This is a genomic window from Mucilaginibacter sp. GW822-FHT03E02 (assembly GCF_058801545.1).
Genome location: NZ_JBXANJ010000001.1, coordinates 1,625,639 through 1,647,078 on the forward strand (window position 1 = coordinate 1,625,639; position 21,440 = coordinate 1,647,078).

Consider the following 21,440-nt stretch of genomic DNA (forward strand, 5'->3'; position numbering starts at 1 on the left):
CATGAACAACAACAATAATAATCAGCGCAGCTTCTTTTTTAATGTTGATTGGGTTACGGTGTTCCTATACCTTATCCTGTGCACCATAGGCTGGTTCAACATTCATGCCGCCGTTTTTGATGAAAGGCATCCAAGCATAATAGATGGAGCCACCAATTATGGCAAGCAATTCATATACATCATTGTGGCTGTGGTAATTGGCATGATCATCCTGCTGTTAGAAAGTCGCTTTTTTAGCGCCTTGTCTCCGGCTTTTTATGTTGTAACAGTGCTTTTGTTAATAGTTGTATTGGTTGTTGGCCGCAACGTTGGCGGTAACCAGGCCTGGATAAACCTTGGTGGTGGATTCAGGCTACAGCCGTCGGAGTTTGCCAAGTTTGCTACATGCCTGTTATTGGCCCGGTACCTGAGCGGGCCGAATATCCGCGTTACCGATCCAAAATCATTTATGGCGGCGGGAGCCATCATTGGCTTGCCTATGATATTGATTATGCTGCAGCCGGATACAGGCTCAACACTGGTATTTTGTTCGCTTATCTTCGTACTCTACCGGGAAGGTTTATCACCCTACTTTCTCATCGTAACCGGTTTGCTGATTACGCTTTTTGTAGTGGCCCTGCTGTTTAATCCTTTGCATATCATCATTGCGTTGGTGGCATTTACCGCCCTGGTTATCTTTTTATTCAGGCGTAACCGCAAACTTATCAGTACGATGCTGATAGGGCTTGCTATCTCCATCACCTTTGTATTTAGCGTAAAATTCATTTACACCAATGTTTTAAAACCCCACCAAACAGACCGCATCAACATCATTTTGGGCATCACTACCGATTTAAGGGGCAAAGGGTATAATGTAAACCAATCAAAAATTGCCATAGGATCGGGAAAAATGTGGGGTAAGGGTTATTTGCATGGCACCCAAACCAAATACTCGTTTGTGCCCGAACAAAGTACCGATTTTATTTTTTGCACCATAGGCGAGGAATGGGGCTTTGCAGGCTCGCTTGTATTATTAGGCCTTTATATTTTCCTCATTCTCCGGGTTATCTTTATCGCCGAGCGACAGCGATCTCCATTTTCGCGTATCTATGGTTATGGAGTAGCATCTGTGCTCTTTTTTCACGTAGTGATCAATATTGGTATGACGATAGGGATAGTACCCGTTATCGGTATTCCGCTACCATTTATAAGTTACGGCGGCTCATCCTTATTAAGTTTTACCATCCTCCTTTTCGTACTTATTAAGTTCGATTCCAACAGGATGGGGATTATTTGATTTCGGATTTCCGATTTTCGATTTGGGATTTAATAGCCAACTTACTGTCAAATTCTGCTAATCTGATAAATCGGTTTAATCCAGATACCGACAAAGCAAAATAGCCGCTTGTGAGGATACAAGCGGCGGAAAAAAAGCAAAATCCGAAATCGAACATCCGAAATCCGAAATCAACTACAACCTCACATTAACCCCCACATTATAACTCCTTAAAGGCGAAGCATTATAATACCTGTTCCCTACTGCATTTAAATCATTCCCAAGGCTGTATTTTTGGTTCAGGATGTTATCCGCGGCAGCAAAAATCTCCAACCGTGTTTTATGCCCGATTGTTGGTTGCCAGCTAACCCTGCCTTGTAACAGGTTATAATGCCCGGCATATACTGTATTGGCATCGTTGAGGGGGATTTTTGAGGTGTAGTTATGCTGTGCAAACAACGAAAGATCTGCCGGGAATTTGAGCTGCAGGCTGGATACAAACACATGCCTGGGCACCCCCGTTAGCCTGTTGCCCGAATAGCTGGTGCTGGTAACCGTGTAATCGCGAAAAGTAAACCCGCTGTAAGTATATGATTCATTAAACTGCAGGCCACGGATAAAATGGGTAGTATTCTGGCGGATGATCCAATCTGTAAACGACAACTCAAAACCCGGCTGATTGGTACCGCCGGCATTGATGTAGTGTTCTGTTTCGTTGGCATTTAAACGGCGTACTATGGCATTGCTGATGCGGTAATAAAATACAGATGCGTCGAGCAGTAAAGTTTCGTCCTGGTTACGCAGGCGGAAGCCGGTTTCGTAGTTCCAGCCGGTTTGCGCTTGCAGGCTGGTATTTACAATATTATCGGTAGGCCGCACCTCGGCAGTGGTTGGTGTAGAGTAGCCGCGGCTTACGGATGCCCGCCAGATGAAATTATTGGTAAGCTGGTAGCTTAAGGCCAGCCTTGGCATTAGCTGCGGTGTAAAATTACGGTTGGTAAAAGCGCTTTGGTTAAGCGGGTAAATATTTTTAAAATCATAATCGTACCAATTCAGGCTTAGCGCGGCTTCCGCGTGCAGGCGTTTAAACAGATCTGCCGAATAGCGTCCGAAGATAAAATGCTGATTGGTATGAATGTTATCGCTGGTTTGGGTGGTATCCTTTACCCCCTTTTTATTGCCGTAATTGCTGATCTGCGAATTGGTTTGCTGCCACTCTATCCCCAGGTCGGCCTTCCAATCCAGGTTTTTCTGGTGATTACCGGCCAGTTCAAAATAAGTACGTAACCCATAAGTATTCTCGCTGCGCTGCTCATAATTGGTAATAAATGGGTTGGCAAAATCAACATGGCTTCCAAAAACAGACAGCACGTTCCTGATCCTGTCGCTTAAACGGTATTCGTTGGTCAATCCGCCTAAATACATTTTGGTGGTGATGCCAATATGCTGTTGTATAGCTCCTGGTAAAGTCGCGGTTGGCTGCCGCGCCAGTGTTGGGTTGGCTGTAAACTGCGCCAGATTTAAACCGCCCGGGGTTTGGTAAGCCAGGTTGGAGTATAAACCGAGCACTTTTAACTCATTTTTACCGCTATAATTCCATTTATCGGCCAGTTGAATATAACTACGGTGCATATCGCTATGCAGCCTGTAACCATGATAGGTTTGAAAACTTTGGCTGATATTAAACAGATTTGCTCTTGAACGCTGCTGAAGGGTAACCTTTTCATGAAATAAGCCATGGCCGCCGGTATTAACACCCGCTGTTAAATAACTACTATCGTTGTATCGGTTAACAGAACTTAGCAAAACTACCCCGCCGGAGTTGGCGCCGAACAAACTGCCATCGGGGCCTTTTAGTATTTCGATGCCACCAATACTGCCTATATCTATAGTATTCAGGTAAGTATTGCCCCCGGCATCCGTTAAGGGGATCTCATCAAAGTAAATTTTTACGTCCCTCACGCCAAACGGTGACCGCAACAAACTCCCGCGGATGGATAAACGGTAGCTCCCCGGCGAACGCTCCTCGGCCCGGATACCCGGAACGGTATTTAATGCCGTAACAAATGAATTATCGGGCTGTAATTTTAGTTGTGCGGCACCCAATACACTTACCGAAGCCGGTACACTTAACACAGGTTGTTCGCTCAGGTAGCCACGCACAATTGCGGTTTTAAGGTGAGTTGTATCGTTGATTCCTGTTCTTTGGGTTTGGGCGGCAACATTTATAGCTGTAGCGAGGACGAGAAAGCAGCTCAGGTACAATTTTATCATATAGTCAAATAGGTAGGCAAAAGTAGTTGTTTTAACGCTAAATGTGCGTTCCGTTTTGGTAACAATTTGAGCGAAGAGGTGTATTTACCCTGCTGATATCATTGCTTCATATTCCTTTACCAGTTTTTTTGTCGCCCGTGCACGATAGGCGGTTATCAACAGGGTTTTAAGATCATCAGGCGATACTGTTTCAAGGCGCACCACCATGTATTTATAATTGATGTAATGATCGGTAATAAAGAAGGTATGCGGATCGCGCGCCATCCATTTTTCACGCTCAATGGTATACACCGCAAGCAGTTCCTGCGCCGGTTTTACGTTGGTAAAAATCTTTTTATTTACATAAAAGGCCGGATATTCAAAATGCATTCCCTCGGTAACACCTGGCAAAGGGAGCAGTATGCTGCGCAGAAAGTGCATGAAGATTGACATATCTGTAGCCATAATTAAAGTTAAGTAATTTTCATATTATTCTTAATTTTCGCAATGCAAAATCAGCTACAGCAAACATTTGGCAATATTGATATTTACCTGTTCGATCAATTATTGAAAGGCCGGTTTGATGACTGTAAAACAGTGCTTGATGCCGGTTGTGGTGGTGGCCGAAACCTGGCTTACTTTTTACAAAACGGGTTTGAAGTTTACGGGGTTGATCAAAGCGAGGCGGCTGTTGATGCGGTTAAGCAATTATCCACCACGTTAGCGCCGGCTAACCCCCTGTCAAACTTTGCAGTATCGGGTGTTGAAGATCTGCCTTATCCGGATAACACTTTCGACCTGGTGATTTGCAGCGCGGTTTTACATTTTGCAAAAAGCATCGAACATTTCGACAACATGGTACACTCGCTTTGGCGGGTGCTTAAACCCGGCGGCTACTTTTTTGCCCGGCTGGCATCGGATATCGGGATTGAAAACCTGGTAAAACCTGTTGATAACAACAACCGCTTCCTGCTCCCCGACGGTTCTGAACGTTTCCTGGTAGATGAACAAATCCTGCTGCGCTATAGCTTTGAGCTAAACGGTACGCTTTACGAGCCGATAAAAACGACTAACGTGCAAAACCTACGATGCATGACTACGTGGTGTTTGCAGAAGTGTTGAGCCTGCTCATTCGATGGGGTTAAAACCTCATCGCCACTATCACAAATGCTAAAATGTTTTAGCTATCAACAAACATCGGCTTTGAACAGCACGGGATTATGCCTGTCGGGTGTGTCTCAGCCACACTGCAAATATTTTTTCTTCAATTAAAAAAAGTATCTATATTCACGTTTTCAAAACAGGTGTTATTCTTACACTTATTATAAACTAATTTATTGCTGTTCAATATGTTTAAAATGTTACCCACCTTAAATGCAAAAATAAAACAATCGATTGCGTTGTTTATCTTGCTGGCAGGCGCTATGGCCACACTTACTGCAAACGCCACCGTTAAATCCTTTAAAAAAGGTCCCGATGGCGTTACCTTTTCTTTAGATAAGGGCCTGATGAAGGTGCTTGTGCGCAGTGCCGACATTATCGAAGTAAAATATACCATTTTTGATGCCTTCGAAACCAAGCCTTCGCTGGTGGTGGTTAACAGCTGGAAAACCCCTACTGCCTACCAGGTAACGGCAACCAAAACCGAGGTAGTCATCACCACGGCAAAAATGAAGGTAATAGTAAATAAGGGCACCAACGCCATTACTTATACCGATTTAAAAGGCAATGTAATTACTGCCGAAGACAGCGAAAACAAAACGATAAAACCTGCAACTATAGCCGGCATCAGTACCTATAATGTAAGCACACAGTTTACCTCACCGGTAAACGAAGCGCTTTACGGTTTGGGCTGCCACCCATTAGATTCTTTATCTATCAACTATAAAGGCCGCAACCAGGAATTGCTTATCAAATACCTTACCGGTGCTATCCCTGTTTTGTTATCAACCAAAGGCTATGGCTTGCTTTGGGACAACTATTCGGCATCAAACTTTTATGGAGCCGAGGCCGATAATACCAAATTTAAATACGTATCCGAAAGCGGTAAACAGGTTGATTACTTCTTCTTCTACGGCCCTTCCTTTGACCATATTATCGATTCGTATCGTATTGCAACCGGCCGTGCGCCAATGTTTGGTAAATGGGCTTACGGGCTTTTCCAATCGCAGGATAGGTACATGAGCGAAAAGGAAATATTGACTGTTAAAGATAAATACCGCGATAACCACATCCCGGTTGACGTAATTGTACAGGACTGGTACTACTGGGATCCATTGCCAATTGGCTCGCACGTGATGAAGCCCGAGCGTTACCCCCACCCAAAACAAATGGTTGATGAATTGCACAAAGCAAACATCCATGCCATGATTTCGATATGGCCTGTATTTGGTAAAGGCACCCCCAACTATGATGCATTAGAAAAAATGGGCGGCTTAACCGATATTACCTGGGATAACGTGGTTACCCACACTTTTGATACTTATTACGATGCCCACAACCCTAAAGCCCGCGAATTGTATTGGGACCAGGCACGCGATAGCCTGGTAAAACGCTACGGTTTTGATGCCTGGTGGATTGACCAGTGCGAGCCTGATAACGGCGCTTTGCAGGATGCCCGCCGTCAAAGCAATTTCAGCATAGGCAAGGGGATTGACTATTTTAACACCTACTCGTTACAACATACCAAAGGCGTTTATGAAGGCTGGCGCAGGGATATTCCAAACAAACGCGCTTTCTTTTTGGTAAGGCAGTCTTTTGCCGGTGAGCAGCGCAACGCGTCTACATTATGGTCGGGCGATATTGAGTGTACTTTTAAAGATTTCAAAAACCAGGTTCCACAGGGAATTAATGCCTGCGCATCGGGGCTTGCCTACTGGACATCTGATATTGGTGGTTACCATTGGCATTGGAAAGCGGCCGACTGGTCGCAGCCGGATAAACGCGAGCTGTTTACCCGCTGGTTCCAGTTTGGCGCTTTCAGCCCCATTTTCAGGATTCACGGTAAAGGCGAACGTGCTTTGTTCAGCAACAACTGGGACGACAATACTAAAGCCATTCTGCTGAACTTTGATAAATTGCGTTATCGTTTGTTGCCTTATATCTACTCGTTAGCCGGCCGCACCACCCTGGATAACTATACCATGATGCGCTCACTTGCCTTCGATTTCAGGAACGATGATAAAGTTTACAATATACCAGACCAGTTTATGTTTGGCCCTGCCTTTATGGTTAACCCGGTTACCGAGCAATTGTATACATCATCAAATGCTGATAAAAAGGCTAAAGCACGCCAGGTTTACCTGCCCGCAGCAACCAAATGGTACAACTTTTGGAATGGTGAAGTACTTGACGGTGGCCAAACCGTAAGTGCTGCCGCCCCTATCGAGATATTGCCGCTTTATGTAAAAGCCGGTTCTATTATCCCAATGGGCCCGCACATGGAGTACGCTACCGAAAAGCCCGCCAGCAATATCGAGTTAAGGATATACCCCGGCGCAGACGGTACCTTTAAGCTGTACGAAGACGAAAACGAAAATTACAACTACGAAAAAGGAGCTTTTGCCACCATCAGCTTTAACTGGAATGATAAAACCCATAAACTGACTATATCAGATACCAAAGGCCATTTTAAGGGCATGTTAAAAAACCGCACCTTTAATATTGTGCTGGTTAAGGGCGCACACGGCTCGGATGTGGAGGTTACAGCCAAAGCCGATAAAGTGGTTAAATACAGTGGTAAAGCGATGGTAGTTAACTTGTAAAAAAAAGAATCAAGAGTTAAGAATCACTGTTGTCCGGTAAAAATAATAAATGAAATAAAAATGCGGTTTGGGATTAATAGAGGGGTATTTTAAGTATAATTTGAAATCAAAGCCCCCCAATCAGGTTTTAAAAAGTGATAGCTGGTAGTTTTTTACTTCTTTGTTATATTCGACAATGGCTTTTTCTGGATTTACGAGAAATTCAAACAGGTTGATATAGGTTCCCAGATGTTGCCTTATAAGACCGGCAACATTTGCAAATGACCATTTGTTGTTCTTTAGCTTATCAACTTTGTCTTTTACTGTTTTAACCAGCAGATCTGCTATTAAAGTGCACCATAGTTGTATTTTAATAGCATTTTGATTGTCTCCCAGGAAATTAGTAAGCTGAAAGTTTTGCTTAATGCGCTTAAATAGAATTTCAATTTGCCATCTTCGTTTGTATATACCTGCTATTGTTAAGGCACTGAGTTCCGTATTATTAGTAAGGAACTCGAATTCCTTGCCTGTTTCTTCATCATAATAAGTAACCAACCGGGCTTCCTGCAACGGCACTTTATGAGCTTTTTCGGGGTTACCTAACAATATGATTTTATCGCTGCGCACACCATGGGCAGCCATCTTTTCACTCACTTGTTTCTCTTCTGCACATTCCCATCTTGCTCTTTTATTTAAGCGGGTTACCCAACTAATGCCTTTTTTCGTCCATTCAGCCATGGGCATATAGCTGTTATAGCCTTTATCCATAACCAGGATCGAGCCTTTGGGCAATTCCAGTTTGGGCATTACCGTTTTGTCGTTGGTCGAGGCACTGGTAATGTTAATAAAACAAGGAACGTTATCCTTAGCCCTGATCAAAACATGGGCTTTAACGCCTCCTTTCTTTTTTCCATTGGCATTGGCATTTCCGCAAGCCTTAAAAATCTCGGAAAATAACGTTATTGTTGTTGAATCGACTATAAATAGCTTGTTAGACAGTTTAGTCTTAGACAGGCTGTCCGGTAAAACACCAAAATGATGTTTGAACAATTCATGGTACAGGTCTTCGAAGAAATCAGCAGAACGGCGTTCATTCGCATCTGCCAGCGTGCTTCTGCGGGGAGTATGCACCATTCCGAGGTGGTTTAACCGATGAGCGTTTACCTGGATGCCGGTTATCAGTTCGCGAAGCGATGTACAATGGTGAAAACAGCAAAAAAGCATAGTTACCAAGTGATCATATGCTTTAAACTTCTTACAATAATGATCAGAATTGTGCTTACGTGTTAACTGCTCAACCTTTGTGCGTGGTATATAAGAAAGTAGCTGATTAAATATCGGCTGTCCGGTAAAAAATGTACTTTTGGGCATCGTTCAAACTTTGGGTGTGGTAATTCAAAGTTAAACTTTACAGGGGCATCATGCCCCTGTTTCTTTTTCTTTAATATGTTTACCGGACAACAGTGAGTTAAGAATCAAGAGTTAAGACAGAAAACATTTGGATAATTAACGGAGAATCATTTGTAACTTAATTATTATCTGTTAATTACTATCTTTCGGAAAAATATACCAGCCTGCGGTAAAATGCAGGCTGGTTTGTGTTTAAGCATTTCGAAAAATAAAATTAAAATCTGTTGAAGCCAAGCAAACACCTGTCGCCCTTTCAAATTATATCACTATTGTTGGTTTTATGTTGGGTGCCATTTGCTGCATCGGCGCAAAAAAAGAATTCGGCTTTTCAATACCATATCCGTAAAACCACGGCGCCCATCACTATTGATGGAGTAATGGACGAGGCCTGGCATAGAGCCGATTCGGCTGCCAACTTTTTTATGGTAACGCCCATGGATACCAGCCGGGCCAAAGTACGCACCGAAGTGAGGATGGCCTTTGATAACGACAACCTGTATATTATTGCCGTTTGTTACACTGCCGGACCGGGCGAATACATGGTCGAATCGCTGAAGCGCGATTTCGCCTTTCTGAAGAACGATAACTTCATATTTTTTCTGGATCCCTTTGATGCCCGCACAGATGGCTTCAGCTTTGGCGCTAACGCCGCAGGCGCTCAATGGGATGGTACCATGTACGAGGGCGGCAAGGTTGACCTGAGCTGGGATAACAAATGGATATCGGTGGTAAAAAACTATCCCGATAAGTGGGTGTTTGAAGCAGCCATTCCCTTTAAAAGTATCCGCTATAAAAAAGGCGTTGGCCAATGGGGCATTAACTTTAGCCGCAACGACCTGATATCTACCGAAAAATCGAGCTGGGCGCCGGTGCCAAGGCAGTTCCCCACGGCGTCGCTGGCTTATACCGGATTACTGGTTTGGGACGAATTACCGCCCGATGCCGGCACCAACATTTCGCTCATCCCCTACGCGCTTACCGGCCTATCTAAAGATTACATAGCCGGAACCAAAACCGACTGGAAAAAAGAAATAGGCGGCGATGCCAAAATAGGCCTTACCTCGTCCCTCAACCTCGACCTTACCGTTAACCCCGATTTTTCGCAGGTTGATGTAGACCAGCAGGTGGTAAATTTGAACAGGTATGAATTGTTTTTTCCCGAGAAGAGGCAGTTTTTTTTAGAGAACGGCGACCTGTTTGCCAATTTTGGCTACGCCGATATAAGGCCGTTTTTTTCGCGCAGGATTGGGCTTAACGCCCCCATCAGGTTTGGCACCAGGCTAACGGGCAAGCTGGATAAAGATTGGCGTGTTGGGCTGATGGATATACAAACCGGAACATCAAACGATGCCCTTACCCCTGCCCAAAACTATGGTGTACTCACGCTTCAGCGGCGCGTTTTTGGCCGTTCAAACATCGGCTTTATGTTTATTAATAAGGATGCTACAGGGACATCAACCCCGGGCAATGCCTATAACCGCAACTTTGGGGTGGAGTACAACCTGGCCTCGCCAAGCAATTTATGGACCGGTAAACTTTTAGGCCTAAAATCATTTACACCCGGCCTTAAGGGACACGACCTGGTAGCAGCAGCCCATGTGCAATACCTGAGCAAATACTGGACGGCCTATTTACAAGATGAATATGTTGGCAAAAACTATACTGCGGGAGTTGGCTACGTACCCAGGGTTGGCTATAATAAAATCAGTCCGCTGCTATTACATAATTTTTTCCCCAAGGGCGGCGATGTGCTTATCCATGGCATCCAGCTAACCAGCAACTATTATTTTGACGAAAACTTTAAGCGCACCGATAACGAAAGCACTTTAGCCTATATCATGACGCTGCGAAACAAAAGTACATTTACAGTATCGGGCATTGATACCTATATCAAATTATTGGTACCGTTTGATCCAACCAATACAGGCAAAACACCGCTGCCTATTGGCTCGCAACATCATTGGAATACGGTTGACATGCAGTTTGTATCGAAGCCGCAGGCGCTATTTACTTACCTTTTAGAGGGCCTGCACGGTGGTTATTACGATGGATATCGTACCAGTCTGATTGCACAACTGGGCTACCGCTTTCAACCTTACGTTAACCTGTTTGTAAACTCCTCTTTCAACGATCTGCGCCTGCCCCAACCTTATGGCGATACCCAATTTTGGCTGATTGGCCCTAAGGCAGATATCACCTTAAGCAATACCCTGTATTTTACCACTTATGTACAATACAACGGCCAGGTAAAAAACATCAACACCAACGTACGCCTGCAATGGCGCTACAAACCGGCATCAGATTTTTTTATTGTTTACGGGGATAACTCCATACCATCGCCCTATACCATTAAAAACCGCCAGCTGGTAGTTAAGTGGACTTACTGGTGTAATCTTTGATTTCGGATTTCGGAATTTCGATTTCGGATTTGCTAATTTTGATTTCGGATTTGTAAATTCATAATTTTCGATTTTTTTCATTTTCAAATCTTCAGATTCTCAAATTTTCAAATCATCTGAAATCTGCACATCTACTCCCCTCCTTCCATCAGGCTGTATACTTCCTGCATGTAAACGGCTTCATCCATGGCGGCATGAAAATCTTCCCATTCATCGCTGCTGAAGGTAAACTGTACATCATTTACCGGGGTACGCATTACCATACGTTCCTGCCCGTCGGGAAACGGGAAGGTATAATTCTCAAAATTAAGTTCAAGTGTAAAATCCCGGAATTGTACAAACTGCTCGGGTGTAAAACTCAGGATAAGATTATTATTCCAGATGAAGATACAACGGCACTCCTGGCACCGGCTTATAACCGATGCACCAACCTGGCTCAATACTTTTGCGTCGCACATAAATAGATAGATTTAATTGGTGCCTGCCCTGTAATAAAGCCATCACGGCATTTATCGCAGAGCAGGACTTTATATTTTAAAGTGTTTTTTCAACGGCAATGTCAAACTCCCTTCGGACCTTGCTTTTCTTCAGGCTCCGCGCGATCCGTGTCGGACAAAAGCAAAGTAAATTCTTATTTAGAATAAATCCAAATAAAAATAACAAATAAATCACAATCAAGAGATAAGAGTCAAGAATTAAGAAAACCACACCGCGGTGTAAACAGTCAGGAAATCATGTTTAGACTTTATTACCTATGTAATAGCTTTTAATGCTGAAATAGGTAGCCCCATACGGGGCATAAAGAATTTTAGATAAATATTGCTACAAACAGGTAGCCTCTACGAGGCACCGGACTTTTGTTAATACTGCCTTGCCTCGTAGAGGCTACCCGTTTGTAGACATGCTAAAACGTATCTTTTGCCCCGTGGGGGCTACCTTTCTACATCAAGTTTTCAAAGCGATCTCCTATGTTAGGTATCAAATAATGGATAGTCTTAGCCGAAAGCCTTAAAGTTTAAGTCAAAAATAACGAATTGACTCAGGGCTCACAACTAAGTACTTATGACTTAACAGCAGTATTACCTTTGTTCAGGCTATCGGCATACTGTTTCATTTTGGGGTATTGCGGCGAATCATACCACGCGCGCTTTGGCCTGTCGGCAGGGAAGCCGTGTTGGGCGCGGTAGGCTTTGCGTTCGGCTGTGAAATGCCACCAGCGTTTGCTATCGTCGCGGTGTACAATATAATGGGCTAACAAACGGTACGAATCCTCAACACAGGGGTCGGCCCAGGCGCCGCAATGTTTTTCAAATGCATTGTATAGTTCAACCGGATCTTTTCCCTCAAGCTGCTTTAATGAATAATACCCCTGTTCAATAAGTTCGGTTGCAAAGTTAATGCCTAACGATGGGATACTTTGAAATTCCATCAGGGCAGCAATCTCTTTAGCCCTTTCGGGCGATGCCTTCAGTATAGCCGCTATTTCATCAGGCGCATAACCGGCCAACGTATTTATCTTTATTTTTTGGCTTTTAAGTATTGCTTTTTCGCCGGCATTTAATTTGAGGTCGATATTCTTTTTCATTGCACCTGTTAAAGCATTAAAATTAATTGAAGAGAATTAATTAAGCCCACAACTAAAATACCCTATATTTATTAATTAAAATAAACCAAACCAATTTCGGCATTTGTTTCGTATAATGCATTAACTATTAACTGATCTTGAGATTTAAAAAATATATTATTATAGGCGATAGTGGTACACGGAGATTGATATCAGCGGCTGTTTTTATATTCTTAAGTCTCCCGGCATTTGCCAAATCGCATCCCGAAGTTGACAGTATTAAAAACCTGTTATTGCCCGCGTCTGCGTATCAAAAAAATCCGGATACTGCTACCATTAATAAGCTCAACAAAATAGCATCGGGCTATTTTAAATCGAACCCTGATAGCGCTTATTATTATGGCAAAAAAAGTATCGAACTATCGCGCAAAATTAAATACCCGGAAGGTATAGCTAATGGTTTGCTGGAAACCGGGCACGTAAATTATTTTAAAGGCAACTCCAAACAAGCCAAACAAAATTTTGACGAAGCGATAGCCATATTCAAAAAGCTGCATAATGACAAGGGCCTTAGTAAGGCCTACATTTCGTACGGGCGGATGTATAACCAACTGGCTGAATACAAACTTGCCATAGACTATTTAGACAAAGCGCGCCTGATTTGCCTGCGCAACCAGGACGAGCCTACCTTAACAGATTGTTACAAAAACATAGGTATAACTTACTTTAGCAAAGGCCGGCTTTCAAATGCGCTCGACTTTTACTACAAAGGCCTTTTTATATCATTAAAAAATAATTATGTAACAACGTCGGCCGAGATTTATAATGATATTGGGGTGGTATTGCAAAATATGGAGGTGTTTCCCAATGCCCTTGAATATTTTAAAAAGGCTATACAGGTGTTTGAGGCTACCAATAACAAGCAGGCTGTTGGCACCATCAATGAAAATATTGGCGAAGTACTGCTTGCCCAGCATAAGTATGATGAGGCTATAGTGTATTTATCAAAATCGTTAAAAACCGCTAAACAGCAGGATGATAAAGACGGCCTAAGTTCGGTTTATACAGATCTTGGCATGTGTTACGCACATAAAAATCAAATTCCACTTGCCAAATCATACCTGGACACATCATTGCGGATAGCCCAAAAATACCAGATTGTGTATAACCAGGCCTATGCTTTAAATGGTTATGCCACTGTGTATAACTTGTTAGGCGATTATAAAAATGCCTATAAATACGCTGTGGATGGCCAGGCACAGGCCATTAAGCTGGGCAATATATCGGTACGCTCAAACTCTGCTTTACAGCTTAACAAAGCGATGGCCGGCCTTGGCAAATTTGAGGATGCCAACCGGATGTTGAATGAGTACATTAACCTTAAAAATCAGATTAACGATAATGAAAGCATTCAAAAGCTGACATCATATAATTACGAATTGGGTTTTGCCGAAAAAAAGCGCCAGCTTGCCCAGCAACAACGCGAACGCGACCTGATATATCAACAGAAAATAAAAAGCCAGCGGCTGGTTAATGCCATATTTTCTATCATAATTGTGGGCATGATTGTTACTGTGGGTATTTATTACCGGCAAAAACGAAAACAGCAAAAGATTAACGCGTTGCTTGAGGACCGTAACAGCGAGATATTGAAACAAAAAACCAATATTGACGACCAGGCCGAAAAGCTAAACGATTTGAATGTTTTAAAAGACAGGCTGATATCCATTTTAGCCCATGACCTTCGTGCGCCGTTAAGCACGCTGCGCGGCCTGTTCAGCTTGTTGCAGGATGATAGCATCAGCCACGAAGAACTGCTGGAAATGATACCCGGCGTATTAAAAAAGCTGGAATATACTTCCGATTTCCTGGATACCCTGCTGTTCTGGATAAACAGCCAGATGGAAAACTTTGAAGCATCGGTAAAAAACTTTTCGATAAAAGGGCTGGTGAGCTTAGAGATTGAAACCTACCATGAACAAGCAGAGTTAAAAGGCATCAACCTGTTGGATAGCATCCCTGGCAATTTATCTGCCTGGGCCGATCCAAACTCTATCCGCATTGTTATTCGTAACCTGATCACCAATGCGCTCAAATTTTGCCGTGAAGGTGATACCATAGAGATCTCGGCAACGATGGAAGATAATAAAAGAATTGTTGTAAAGGTAAAAGATACCGGTGTAGGCATGTCTGCCGATCAGCGCGATAAACTATTTAAAGGCAAGGTAAATAGCAAGATGGGCACCAAAAATGAATCGGGCACCGGCATGGGCATGTTGTTTTGCAAAGATCTGGTTGAAAAATGCCACGGCAAAATATGGGTAACCAGCGAGCCGGGAGTAGGCACCGAATTTATGTTTACGCTGCCAGCCGTTGCCACGCCGGCCGAGGCATAAACCAACAATAAAAAAGCCTTTCAAGTTTAAAACTCAAAAGGCTTCCAAAAAATCTTCAAATTCTCAAATCCTCAAATTTTCAAATCGAAAAGAATTATCTCATCAGGTTGATAAAATCATCAAACAAATACCTTGAATCATGCGGGCCAGGTGATGACTCCGGGTGGTATTGTACCGAGAATGCTTTTTTATCTTTTACACGGATACCTTCTATCGATTGATCGTTAAGGTTCACGTGGGTAATTTCTACTTTATCAGATGCGCGTACAGCTTCGGGTATTACACCAAAACCGTGATTTTGCGATGTTACTTCGCAATGGTTAATGATGATATTTTTTACCGGGTGGTTTAAGCCACGGTGACCATTAAACATTTTTTTGGTTGGGATATCGTTAGCCAAAGCCAGCAACTGGTGGCCTAAGCAAATTCCGAACATCGGTTTATCGGCAGCTAAAATTTCCTTTACCGTATCAATGGCGTAAGGCATGGCCGATGGATCGCCGGGGCCGTTTGATATAAAATAGCCGTTCGGCGCAAAGTCCTTTTCCATTTCGGCATAAGTAGTTTTTGCCGGGAAAACTTTGGCGTAAACGTCACGATCATCAAAGTTTCGCAGGATGTTTTTCTTTACACCCAGATCAAGTACTGCAACACGGTAGGCGGCATCCTCATTACCAAAAGTATAAGTTTCGGTGGTTGATACCTGCGACGATAATTCCAGTCCGTCCATTGAAGGCACTTCGGCCAGTTTAGTTTTCAATTCTTCGATATCCAATATCTCGGATGAAATGATGGCGTTCATGGCTCCTTTATCGCGGATATGGCGTACTATCTGGCGGGTATCCACATCGCTGATGCCTACTATATTTTGCGCCTGGAAATAATCCTGGATAGATTCGTTAGCCTGTTTACGGCTGTAAGCAATGTTATAGTTTTTACAAACCAAACCTGCAATCTGGATATTGCCCGATTCAACTTCGATATCGGCGATGCCATAATTACCAATGTGCGCATTGGTTGCAACCATTATTTGCCCAAAGTACGATGGGTCGGTAAAAATTTCCTGGTAACCGGTCATCCCTGTATTAAAACAGATCTCGCCAGTAGTGGTGCCTATCTTTCCGGCAGCTTTACCGTAAAATGCGGTGCCATCGGCCAATAAAAGTACTGCCGGTAATTTGGTGAAGTGCGTCATTTAGCAAAAAAATTGAATGGATTATTAAATCGGATCGCCTGGTTCAAAGCCCCGTGAAAACTGATAGAAATATTGAAGTAAGGAACTTCCGGATTCACGGTGCAAAAGTAAGAGAATATTTCGAATTTAAAACACGAATTTCACGAATTAATAGACACGAATTTCACGAATGGGATAAATTAATAAGAATTGAATGCACTGTCAATTAAGTTAATTTATTAGCGTTAGTCTAATTCGATTGAATTCGTGAAATTCGTGTCTATAAATCCATGCCTACTGTAATTAGATTAAATTCGTGAAATTCGTGCATTTCAAATTACATTTGCGCTTTCTTTAACACATTTAACTATGTCTGTAAACAAAGAAGTAAAAAGGATTACCACGCATATTCTGCAGGAGATGAAGAACCGTGGCGAAAAAATTGCCATGCTTACCGCCTACGATTACTCGATGGCTACCATTGTAGATGAAGCCGGTATGGACATCATCCTGGTGGGTGATTCGGCCTCAAATGTGATGGCCGGGCACGAAACCACGCTGCCGATAACGCTCGATCAGATGATCTACCATGCATCGTCGGTTGTTCGCGCGGCCAAGCGCGCGTTGGTGGTTGTCGATTTGCCTTTCGGATCGTACCAGGGTAATTCCAAAGAGGCGCTTAACTCGTCTATCCGGATCATGAAAGAGTCTGGCGCGCATGCTGTTAAAATGGAAGGGGGCGTAGAAATTGCCGAATCTATCAGCCGTATACTTACAGCGGGCATCCCGGTGATGGGGCACTTAGGTTTAACGCCGCAATCTATCTATAAATTTGGCACCTATACCGTACGCGCCAAGGAAGAAGTTGAAGCCCAGAAGCTGCGTGAAGATGCGCTTAAGTTACAGGAGCTTGGCTGCTTTGCCATTGTACTTGAAAAAATACCGGCTAAACTGGCAACAGAAGTTAGTAAAAGTGTACAAATACCTATTATAGGTATCGGTGCCGGCCAATGCGACGGCCAGGTTTTGGTAATACATGATATGCTGGGTATCAACAACGATTTTAAACCGCGTTTTTTACGCCAGTATTCTAATTTATACGAGCAGATGAACGGAGCTTTTAAAAACTACATCAGCGATGTAAAATCAAAAAGCTTCCCGAGTGATAAGGAACAATATTAAGTAGATGTGCAGATTTCAGATGTGCAGATATGCAAATGATTTGAAAATTTGAGGATTTGAAAATTTGAAAATGAGGGAATTAACCAGCTTGGCTTTTAAATCATTAAATCCGAAATCCAACATCCCAAATCCGAAATAAAAAAATGGCCCGCCCCGAGTTTAATTATACCAGTTTTGATGTTACTGATAAGGATATCCTTTATGAGGATAACCACCTTATTGCGGTGAACAAACGTGCCGGAGACATTGTACAGGTTGATGATACCGGCGACGAATCGTTGGACGATAAAGTTAAAAAGTACATAGCCCAAAAATACAACAAGCCCAATGGCGCTTTTTTAGGCGTGGTGCACCGGTTAGACAGGCCGGTGAGCGGCGTTATACTGTTTGCAAAAACCAGCAAAGCGCTTGAGCGGATCAATAAAATGTTTAAAGGCCGCGAAATGCATAAAACATACTATGCCGTAGTGCGCAAAAAACCGTATCCCGAATCGGGAACACTGGTGCATTGGCTGGTAAAAAATCCACAAAAAAACGTAACCAAGGCCCACGATAAAGAGGTACAGGGTAGTTTACGATCTGAACTAAGCTACAAACTGGTTGCCGAGCTTAATGGCTACTACCTGATAGAAGTTGACCCGATAACCGGCCGACCGCACCAAATCCGCGTGCAGCTATCAACACTGGGTTCGCCTATCGTGGGTGATAATAAATATGGATATCCGCGTGGCAGCCTGCGTAAAAGCATCTGTTTACATGCCCGTAAGCTTACCTTTATTCACCCGGTAAAAAACGAGCCTGTCGAAATTATCGCCCCTGTTCCGCGCGACGGCTTTTGGGAGAAGTTTGAAGGGATGATGGTTGGGTAATTCAAAAGTAAAAATTCAAAATTCAAAAATAGAGGAGCGGCTTTATAGCGCCTTTACCACCTCCCAAATCCGCTCATCAACCAAAACTCCTTCGGATAGGTTTCGTTCGCGGGTTTTCATGGTATTTTCGCCGGGATAGCTTATAGTACCGCCCTCTTGCTCAGGGGTACTGGTTTTGGTGTAGGCGATAATTTCTTCAATTAATGTCGCTGTTTGTTGGTCGTTTGAAGGCCTTATACATATAAATACCTGCGATATGCCGGAATCGGCCCCGCTTTGGGTTATTCTTGCTGTGGAGTTACCACCAGTTAAAACCGTAGCCAAAAGATCGAGTACTAAAGCAAGCCCCGATCCTTTCCAAAACCCAATAGGAAGCAACCTTTTTGACTCAAGGATTGCCGCGGGGCTGGTACTTAAATTACCCTCGTTATCATATCCACCAGGCAAAAGTAAAGCCTCGTTATTATTTTCATATTGCTTCAATTTCCCTAACGAGTATTGCGATATGGCCATATCCAGCACCACAGGCCGCCCTTTACGGGGCACAGCTATTACCAACGGGTTATTGCCCAGCCGCGGATCGAGCCCGCCCCAGGGTGGCAGGTTGGCAATGGTATTGGTAAAGCAAAGGCCAATATAACCAGCGTCTGCTGCCTGCCAGCCGTAAGTACCACCCCGCATCCAGTGGTTGGTGTTTTTTAGCGCCACGCAACCTATGCCATTGTCGTTTGCCAGCGTCATAGCCCTATCCATGCAAAACCTGGCATTTAGCATACCCGGGCCCAAATTGCCGTTCCATTGTTCCATGGCGCCAAAACCACCTTCCCGGGTGGGTTGACTGTCTGGTTTAACCAGCCCATCTTTTACGTGCTGCACAAAAACAGGGAAACGGTTTAATCCATGGGTATATATACCATCCCTGCTGTTTTCTGCAAAAATACCGGCACATTGATTGGCTTTATCTTCAGTAAAATTGAGCTTTAATAAAACCCGTTTAAATTCGGCTTTAAGCAGAGGGAGTGGGATGCGCATGGTTTTAAATTCAAAAATTAAAAGTAAAAATTCAAAAGGAAAAACCACTACGCCATGTTGAGGATGTTAATAGCGTCATTAAAATAAAAAACGTTTAAAACAGTTAGTTAAATATAACCCCTGCCGGTAGATTAATAACTGCAGGATTTCATATTTTTGCGCGTACATTATTTCATGAAAAATAAATTTCCATTACTTTTTATAATTGCCTTAGTTGTTGCCGGCGCACTTGCAAACTCCTGCAAAAAAGATAAAAACAGCAATATCCCAGCCCTGCTAACCAGCGGTGTTTGGGAACTGGCCTCGGTACAGGTATACTATTATACGGGGAATACACAGATAGGCAATCCGGATACATTGAATACCGATTGCAATAAAAGCCAGTACTTTACCTTCAAAAGTGACAATACCTGTAGCTACACTAATTTTGATTGTATTGAGCAAACATCAACCGGCACCTGGACTTTGACCGAGAACAAGTTATACTTTTCGTCAGATATCGTAGCTAAAGATACTATAGCAGGCGGCAGCACGAGTACCGAAAAACCATTTAATTACACGCAGATTGAAACACTTGGCACTTATTCCCTTGTATTGCAAACCGGCGATGTTGAGCCCAATTATTCGGCTACCAAAGCCCGCACCGTTAGGCGTTATGGATTTATACGGCAAAAAGCTATAACAAATACCAATTAAACCACGTAAAAAATTATATTTGGATATTATTGAACGGTTTATAAAACTACCAGGGATATGTTTAACTGTTGCCCGCGGTAACTTCAACACCTTTGAAAAACTTTAATGAAGAAACGAATTGCCATTTTTGCTTCAGGTTCAGGCTCAAACGCCCAAAAGTTAATGGAGCATTTTAAACGCAATGCCGAGGCCGAAGTTGTACTGATACTCACCAACAACCCGCAAGCCTTCGTATTACAGCGTGCCGACAATTTTGAAGTGCCATCGCACATTTTTACCCGCCACGAATTTTTTGAAACTGATGATGTAATCCGTCTGCTTAAAAACCTGCAGGTTGATTTGATTGTATTGGCAGGTTTTCTGTGGCTTATCCCCGGCTCATTATTAAAAGCCTTCCCCAATAAAATCATCAACCTGCACCCCTCCCTGCTACCTAAATATGGCGGCAAAGGCATGTACGGCGATCATGTGCACAAAGCTATTTTGGATAACAAAGAGGAAGAAAGCGGTATTACCATCCATTTTGTAAACGAGCACTTTGATGAAGGCGAAGTTATCCACCAATCGAAATTCAAAATTGAACAGGGCGATAACATCGAGATGGTCAAATTCAAGGGACAACAACTGGAGCACCTACATTTCCCCAAGGTGGTGGAAGCGTTACTGAAGAAGATGAAGAGTTAACACGATTTTCAGGATTTGGCAGGATTAACAGGATTTTTTGCTGTTGTGTTGCGCAACAAGTGAAACAGCACAAGAGACTATTTATTTCATAATCAACATCTTACGAATTGTCATATTTTACAAATCGAAACAAAACCGCAACAGCATAACACAAGGCTAAGACCAGGCTATCGGCATAATTTAATTGATCTTTATTCGGAAGCCTTCCCCATAAAATCTTGATACTTGATACTTACTACTTGATACTACCCCCATACTCCTTCGGTATCGGATTATCCTTCCGTTCGCCATCAAAAAACCAGGCCAGGATCCAGAAACGCGCACCATCGTTAAATAATTCGATACTGTTGATGCCGCGCTCAATAATTGGCCCGCCGGCAACATTGCGCGATTCGTAGGTGCTGAAAACATGGTAGATGCTGCCAAACTTTTCTACTTTCCTTGAGATCTCCCTTTCGTCAAAGCCATCGCGGGATAATGACGCATCGGACAGCCGGTGATATTCTTTCAGCGTCATGTAATGAAACTTTATCTTGCCTTCTTTATTCATTCCTGCCGAACCTACATGCGCGTCAGCAATATGCAGCAGGCTATCGCGCTCATAGCTTACCTTCTCCCCTTTTTTTACAGTCACCACATCGTAATAGGCTTTCATGATACCATCAAGGGTACTTACATTATCGCCATATTTGGTTACAACCTGTGCTGCGGCAAATTGCAGCAAGCCAATAGTCAAAAACAGGGTTAGAGCGGTTGATTTTTTCATGAGCAGGAAATATCGTT

General features: G+C 43.2%; 17 protein-coding genes. 9 read left to right on the plus strand and 8 right to left on the minus strand.

Annotation, left to right across the window (positions count from 1 at the left end):
* The first annotated feature begins 1 nt into the window (after position 1).
* Complete coding sequence (gene rodA / locus AC1RM2_RS06645) at positions 2–1,276, plus strand: rod shape-determining protein RodA (RefSeq protein ID WP_439698935.1); 1,275 nt, start codon at positions 2–4, stop codon at positions 1,274–1,276.
* A 174-nt stretch (positions 1,277–1,450) separates the two neighbouring features.
* Here the strand turns inward: rodA and AC1RM2_RS06650 are convergent, their stop codons facing one another.
* Both AC1RM2_RS06650 and AC1RM2_RS06655 read right to left on the minus strand, forming a co-directional pair.
* A complete protein-coding gene (locus AC1RM2_RS06650; RefSeq protein ID WP_492984215.1) occupies positions 1,451–3,529 on the minus strand; it encodes a TonB-dependent receptor in 2,079 nt (692 codons plus the stop codon).
* A gap of 84 nt (positions 3,530–3,613) precedes the next feature.
* Positions 3,614–3,973, minus strand: a complete 360-nt coding sequence (locus tag AC1RM2_RS06655; protein WP_492984216.1) for an MmcQ/YjbR family DNA-binding protein — start codon at positions 3,971–3,973, stop codon at positions 3,614–3,616.
* Positions 3,974–4,015: 42 nt separating this feature from the next.
* Between AC1RM2_RS06655 and AC1RM2_RS06660 the strand changes: the two genes are divergently transcribed.
* The gene (locus tag AC1RM2_RS06660) at positions 4,016–4,630 is read left to right on the plus strand and encodes a class I SAM-dependent methyltransferase (RefSeq protein ID WP_492984217.1); all 615 of its coding nucleotides are present in this window, start codon (positions 4,016–4,018) and stop codon (positions 4,628–4,630) included.
* A 236-nt stretch (positions 4,631–4,866) separates the two neighbouring features.
* The gene (locus AC1RM2_RS06665) at positions 4,867–7,272 is read left to right on the plus strand and encodes a glycoside hydrolase family 31 protein (RefSeq protein ID WP_492984218.1); all 2,406 of its coding nucleotides are present in this window, start codon (positions 4,867–4,869) and stop codon (positions 7,270–7,272) included.
* Between the two features lie 120 nt (positions 7,273–7,392).
* On the opposite strand, the gene AC1RM2_RS06670 is transcribed toward AC1RM2_RS06665, so the two are convergent.
* Positions 7,393–8,622 (minus strand): IS4 family transposase, encoded by a 1,230-nt coding sequence (locus AC1RM2_RS06670; protein ID WP_492983485.1) that lies wholly within the window; start codon positions 8,620–8,622, stop codon positions 7,393–7,395.
* A gap of 263 nt (positions 8,623–8,885) precedes the next feature.
* Here AC1RM2_RS06670 and AC1RM2_RS06675 point away from each other — a divergent pair, with 263 nt between their 5' ends.
* Positions 8,886–11,060 (plus strand): carbohydrate binding family 9 domain-containing protein, encoded by a 2,175-nt coding sequence (locus AC1RM2_RS06675; protein ID WP_492984219.1) that lies wholly within the window; start codon positions 8,886–8,888, stop codon positions 11,058–11,060.
* Between the two features lie 131 nt (positions 11,061–11,191).
* Here AC1RM2_RS06675 and AC1RM2_RS06680 read toward each other — a convergent pair whose 3' ends face one another.
* Positions 11,192–11,518, minus strand: a complete 327-nt coding sequence (locus AC1RM2_RS06680) for a DUF6686 family protein (RefSeq protein ID WP_492984220.1) — start codon at positions 11,516–11,518, stop codon at positions 11,192–11,194.
* A 602-nt stretch (positions 11,519–12,120) separates the two neighbouring features.
* Positions 12,121–12,645, minus strand: coding sequence for a helix-hairpin-helix domain-containing protein (locus AC1RM2_RS06685; RefSeq protein ID WP_492984221.1), 525 nt, complete (start codon positions 12,643–12,645; stop codon positions 12,121–12,123).
* A 137-nt stretch (positions 12,646–12,782) separates the two neighbouring features.
* Here AC1RM2_RS06685 and AC1RM2_RS06690 point away from each other — a divergent pair, with 137 nt between their 5' ends.
* A complete protein-coding gene (locus AC1RM2_RS06690; RefSeq protein WP_492984222.1) occupies positions 12,783–15,020 on the plus strand; it encodes a tetratricopeptide repeat-containing sensor histidine kinase in 2,238 nt (745 codons plus the stop codon).
* A gap of 94 nt (positions 15,021–15,114) precedes the next feature.
* On the opposite strand, the gene carA is transcribed toward AC1RM2_RS06690, so the two are convergent.
* Positions 15,115–16,215 carry a glutamine-hydrolyzing carbamoyl-phosphate synthase small subunit gene (carA, locus tag AC1RM2_RS06695; protein ID WP_492984223.1) on the minus strand — a complete coding sequence of 367 codons (1,101 nt, stop codon included), beginning with the start codon at positions 16,213–16,215 and terminating at the stop codon, positions 15,115–15,117.
* A gap of 348 nt (positions 16,216–16,563) precedes the next feature.
* Here carA and panB point away from each other — a divergent pair, with 348 nt between their 5' ends.
* Both panB and AC1RM2_RS06705 read left to right on the plus strand, forming a co-directional pair.
* Positions 16,564–17,376 carry a 3-methyl-2-oxobutanoate hydroxymethyltransferase gene (gene panB, locus AC1RM2_RS06700; protein WP_492984224.1) on the plus strand — a complete coding sequence of 271 codons (813 nt, stop codon included), beginning with the start codon at positions 16,564–16,566 and terminating at the stop codon, positions 17,374–17,376.
* A 143-nt stretch (positions 17,377–17,519) separates the two neighbouring features.
* On the plus strand, positions 17,520–18,245 hold the full coding sequence (locus AC1RM2_RS06705; protein ID WP_147052598.1) for an RluA family pseudouridine synthase: 726 nt from the start codon (positions 17,520–17,522) through the stop codon (positions 18,243–18,245).
* Positions 18,246–18,287: 42 nt separating this feature from the next.
* Here AC1RM2_RS06705 and yiaK read toward each other — a convergent pair whose 3' ends face one another.
* On the minus strand, positions 18,288–19,277 hold the full coding sequence (gene yiaK / locus AC1RM2_RS06710) for a 3-dehydro-L-gulonate 2-dehydrogenase (RefSeq protein WP_492984225.1): 990 nt from the start codon (positions 19,275–19,277) through the stop codon (positions 18,288–18,290).
* Positions 19,278–19,451: 174 nt separating this feature from the next.
* Here yiaK and AC1RM2_RS06715 point away from each other — a divergent pair, with 174 nt between their 5' ends.
* Both AC1RM2_RS06715 and purN read left to right on the plus strand, forming a co-directional pair.
* Complete coding sequence (locus AC1RM2_RS06715; protein WP_492984226.1) at positions 19,452–19,973, plus strand: lipocalin family protein; 522 nt, start codon at positions 19,452–19,454, stop codon at positions 19,971–19,973.
* Between the two features lie 105 nt (positions 19,974–20,078).
* A complete protein-coding gene (gene purN / locus AC1RM2_RS06720; protein ID WP_492984227.1) occupies positions 20,079–20,657 on the plus strand; it encodes a phosphoribosylglycinamide formyltransferase in 579 nt (192 codons plus the stop codon).
* 235 nt (positions 20,658–20,892) lie between these two features.
* On the opposite strand, the gene AC1RM2_RS06725 is transcribed toward purN, so the two are convergent.
* A complete protein-coding gene (locus AC1RM2_RS06725) occupies positions 20,893–21,423 on the minus strand; it encodes a hypothetical protein (protein WP_492984228.1) in 531 nt (176 codons plus the stop codon).
* Positions 21,424–21,440 lie beyond the last annotated feature (17 nt).

Coding starts and splice junctions, on each gene's coding strand:
- panB (WP_492984224.1), top strand. CDS start 16,564: ATGTCTGTAAACAAAGAAGTAAAAAGGATTACCACGCATATTCTGCAG.
- AC1RM2_RS06665 (WP_492984218.1), top strand. CDS start 4,867: ATGTTACCCACCTTAAATGCAAAAATAAAACAATCGATTGCGTTGTTT.
- AC1RM2_RS06680 (WP_492984220.1), bottom strand. CDS start 11,518: ATGTGCGACGCAAAAGTATTGAGCCAGGTTGGTGCATCGGTTATAAGC.
- AC1RM2_RS06685 (WP_492984221.1), bottom strand. CDS start 12,645: ATGAAAAAGAATATCGACCTCAAATTAAATGCCGGCGAAAAAGCAATA.
- AC1RM2_RS06715 (WP_492984226.1), top strand. CDS start 19,452: ATGAAAAATAAATTTCCATTACTTTTTATAATTGCCTTAGTTGTTGCC.
- AC1RM2_RS06650 (WP_492984215.1), bottom strand. CDS start 3,529: ATGATAAAATTGTACCTGAGCTGCTTTCTCGTCCTCGCTACAGCTATA.
- rodA (WP_439698935.1), top strand. CDS start 2: ATGAACAACAACAATAATAATCAGCGCAGCTTCTTTTTTAATGTTGAT.
- AC1RM2_RS06660 (WP_492984217.1), top strand. CDS start 4,016: ATGCAAAATCAGCTACAGCAAACATTTGGCAATATTGATATTTACCTG.
- AC1RM2_RS06670 (WP_492983485.1), bottom strand. CDS start 8,622: ATGCCCAAAAGTACATTTTTTACCGGACAGCCGATATTTAATCAGCTA.
- yiaK (WP_492984225.1), bottom strand. CDS start 19,277: ATGCGCATCCCACTCCCTCTGCTTAAAGCCGAATTTAAACGGGTTTTA.
- carA (WP_492984223.1), bottom strand. CDS start 16,215: ATGACGCACTTCACCAAATTACCGGCAGTACTTTTATTGGCCGATGGC.
- AC1RM2_RS06725 (WP_492984228.1), bottom strand. CDS start 21,423: ATGAAAAAATCAACCGCTCTAACCCTGTTTTTGACTATTGGCTTGCTG.
- purN (WP_492984227.1), top strand. CDS start 20,079: ATGAAGAAACGAATTGCCATTTTTGCTTCAGGTTCAGGCTCAAACGCC.
- AC1RM2_RS06705 (WP_147052598.1), top strand. CDS start 17,520: ATGGCCCGCCCCGAGTTTAATTATACCAGTTTTGATGTTACTGATAAG.
- AC1RM2_RS06655 (WP_492984216.1), bottom strand. CDS start 3,973: ATGGCTACAGATATGTCAATCTTCATGCACTTTCTGCGCAGCATACTG.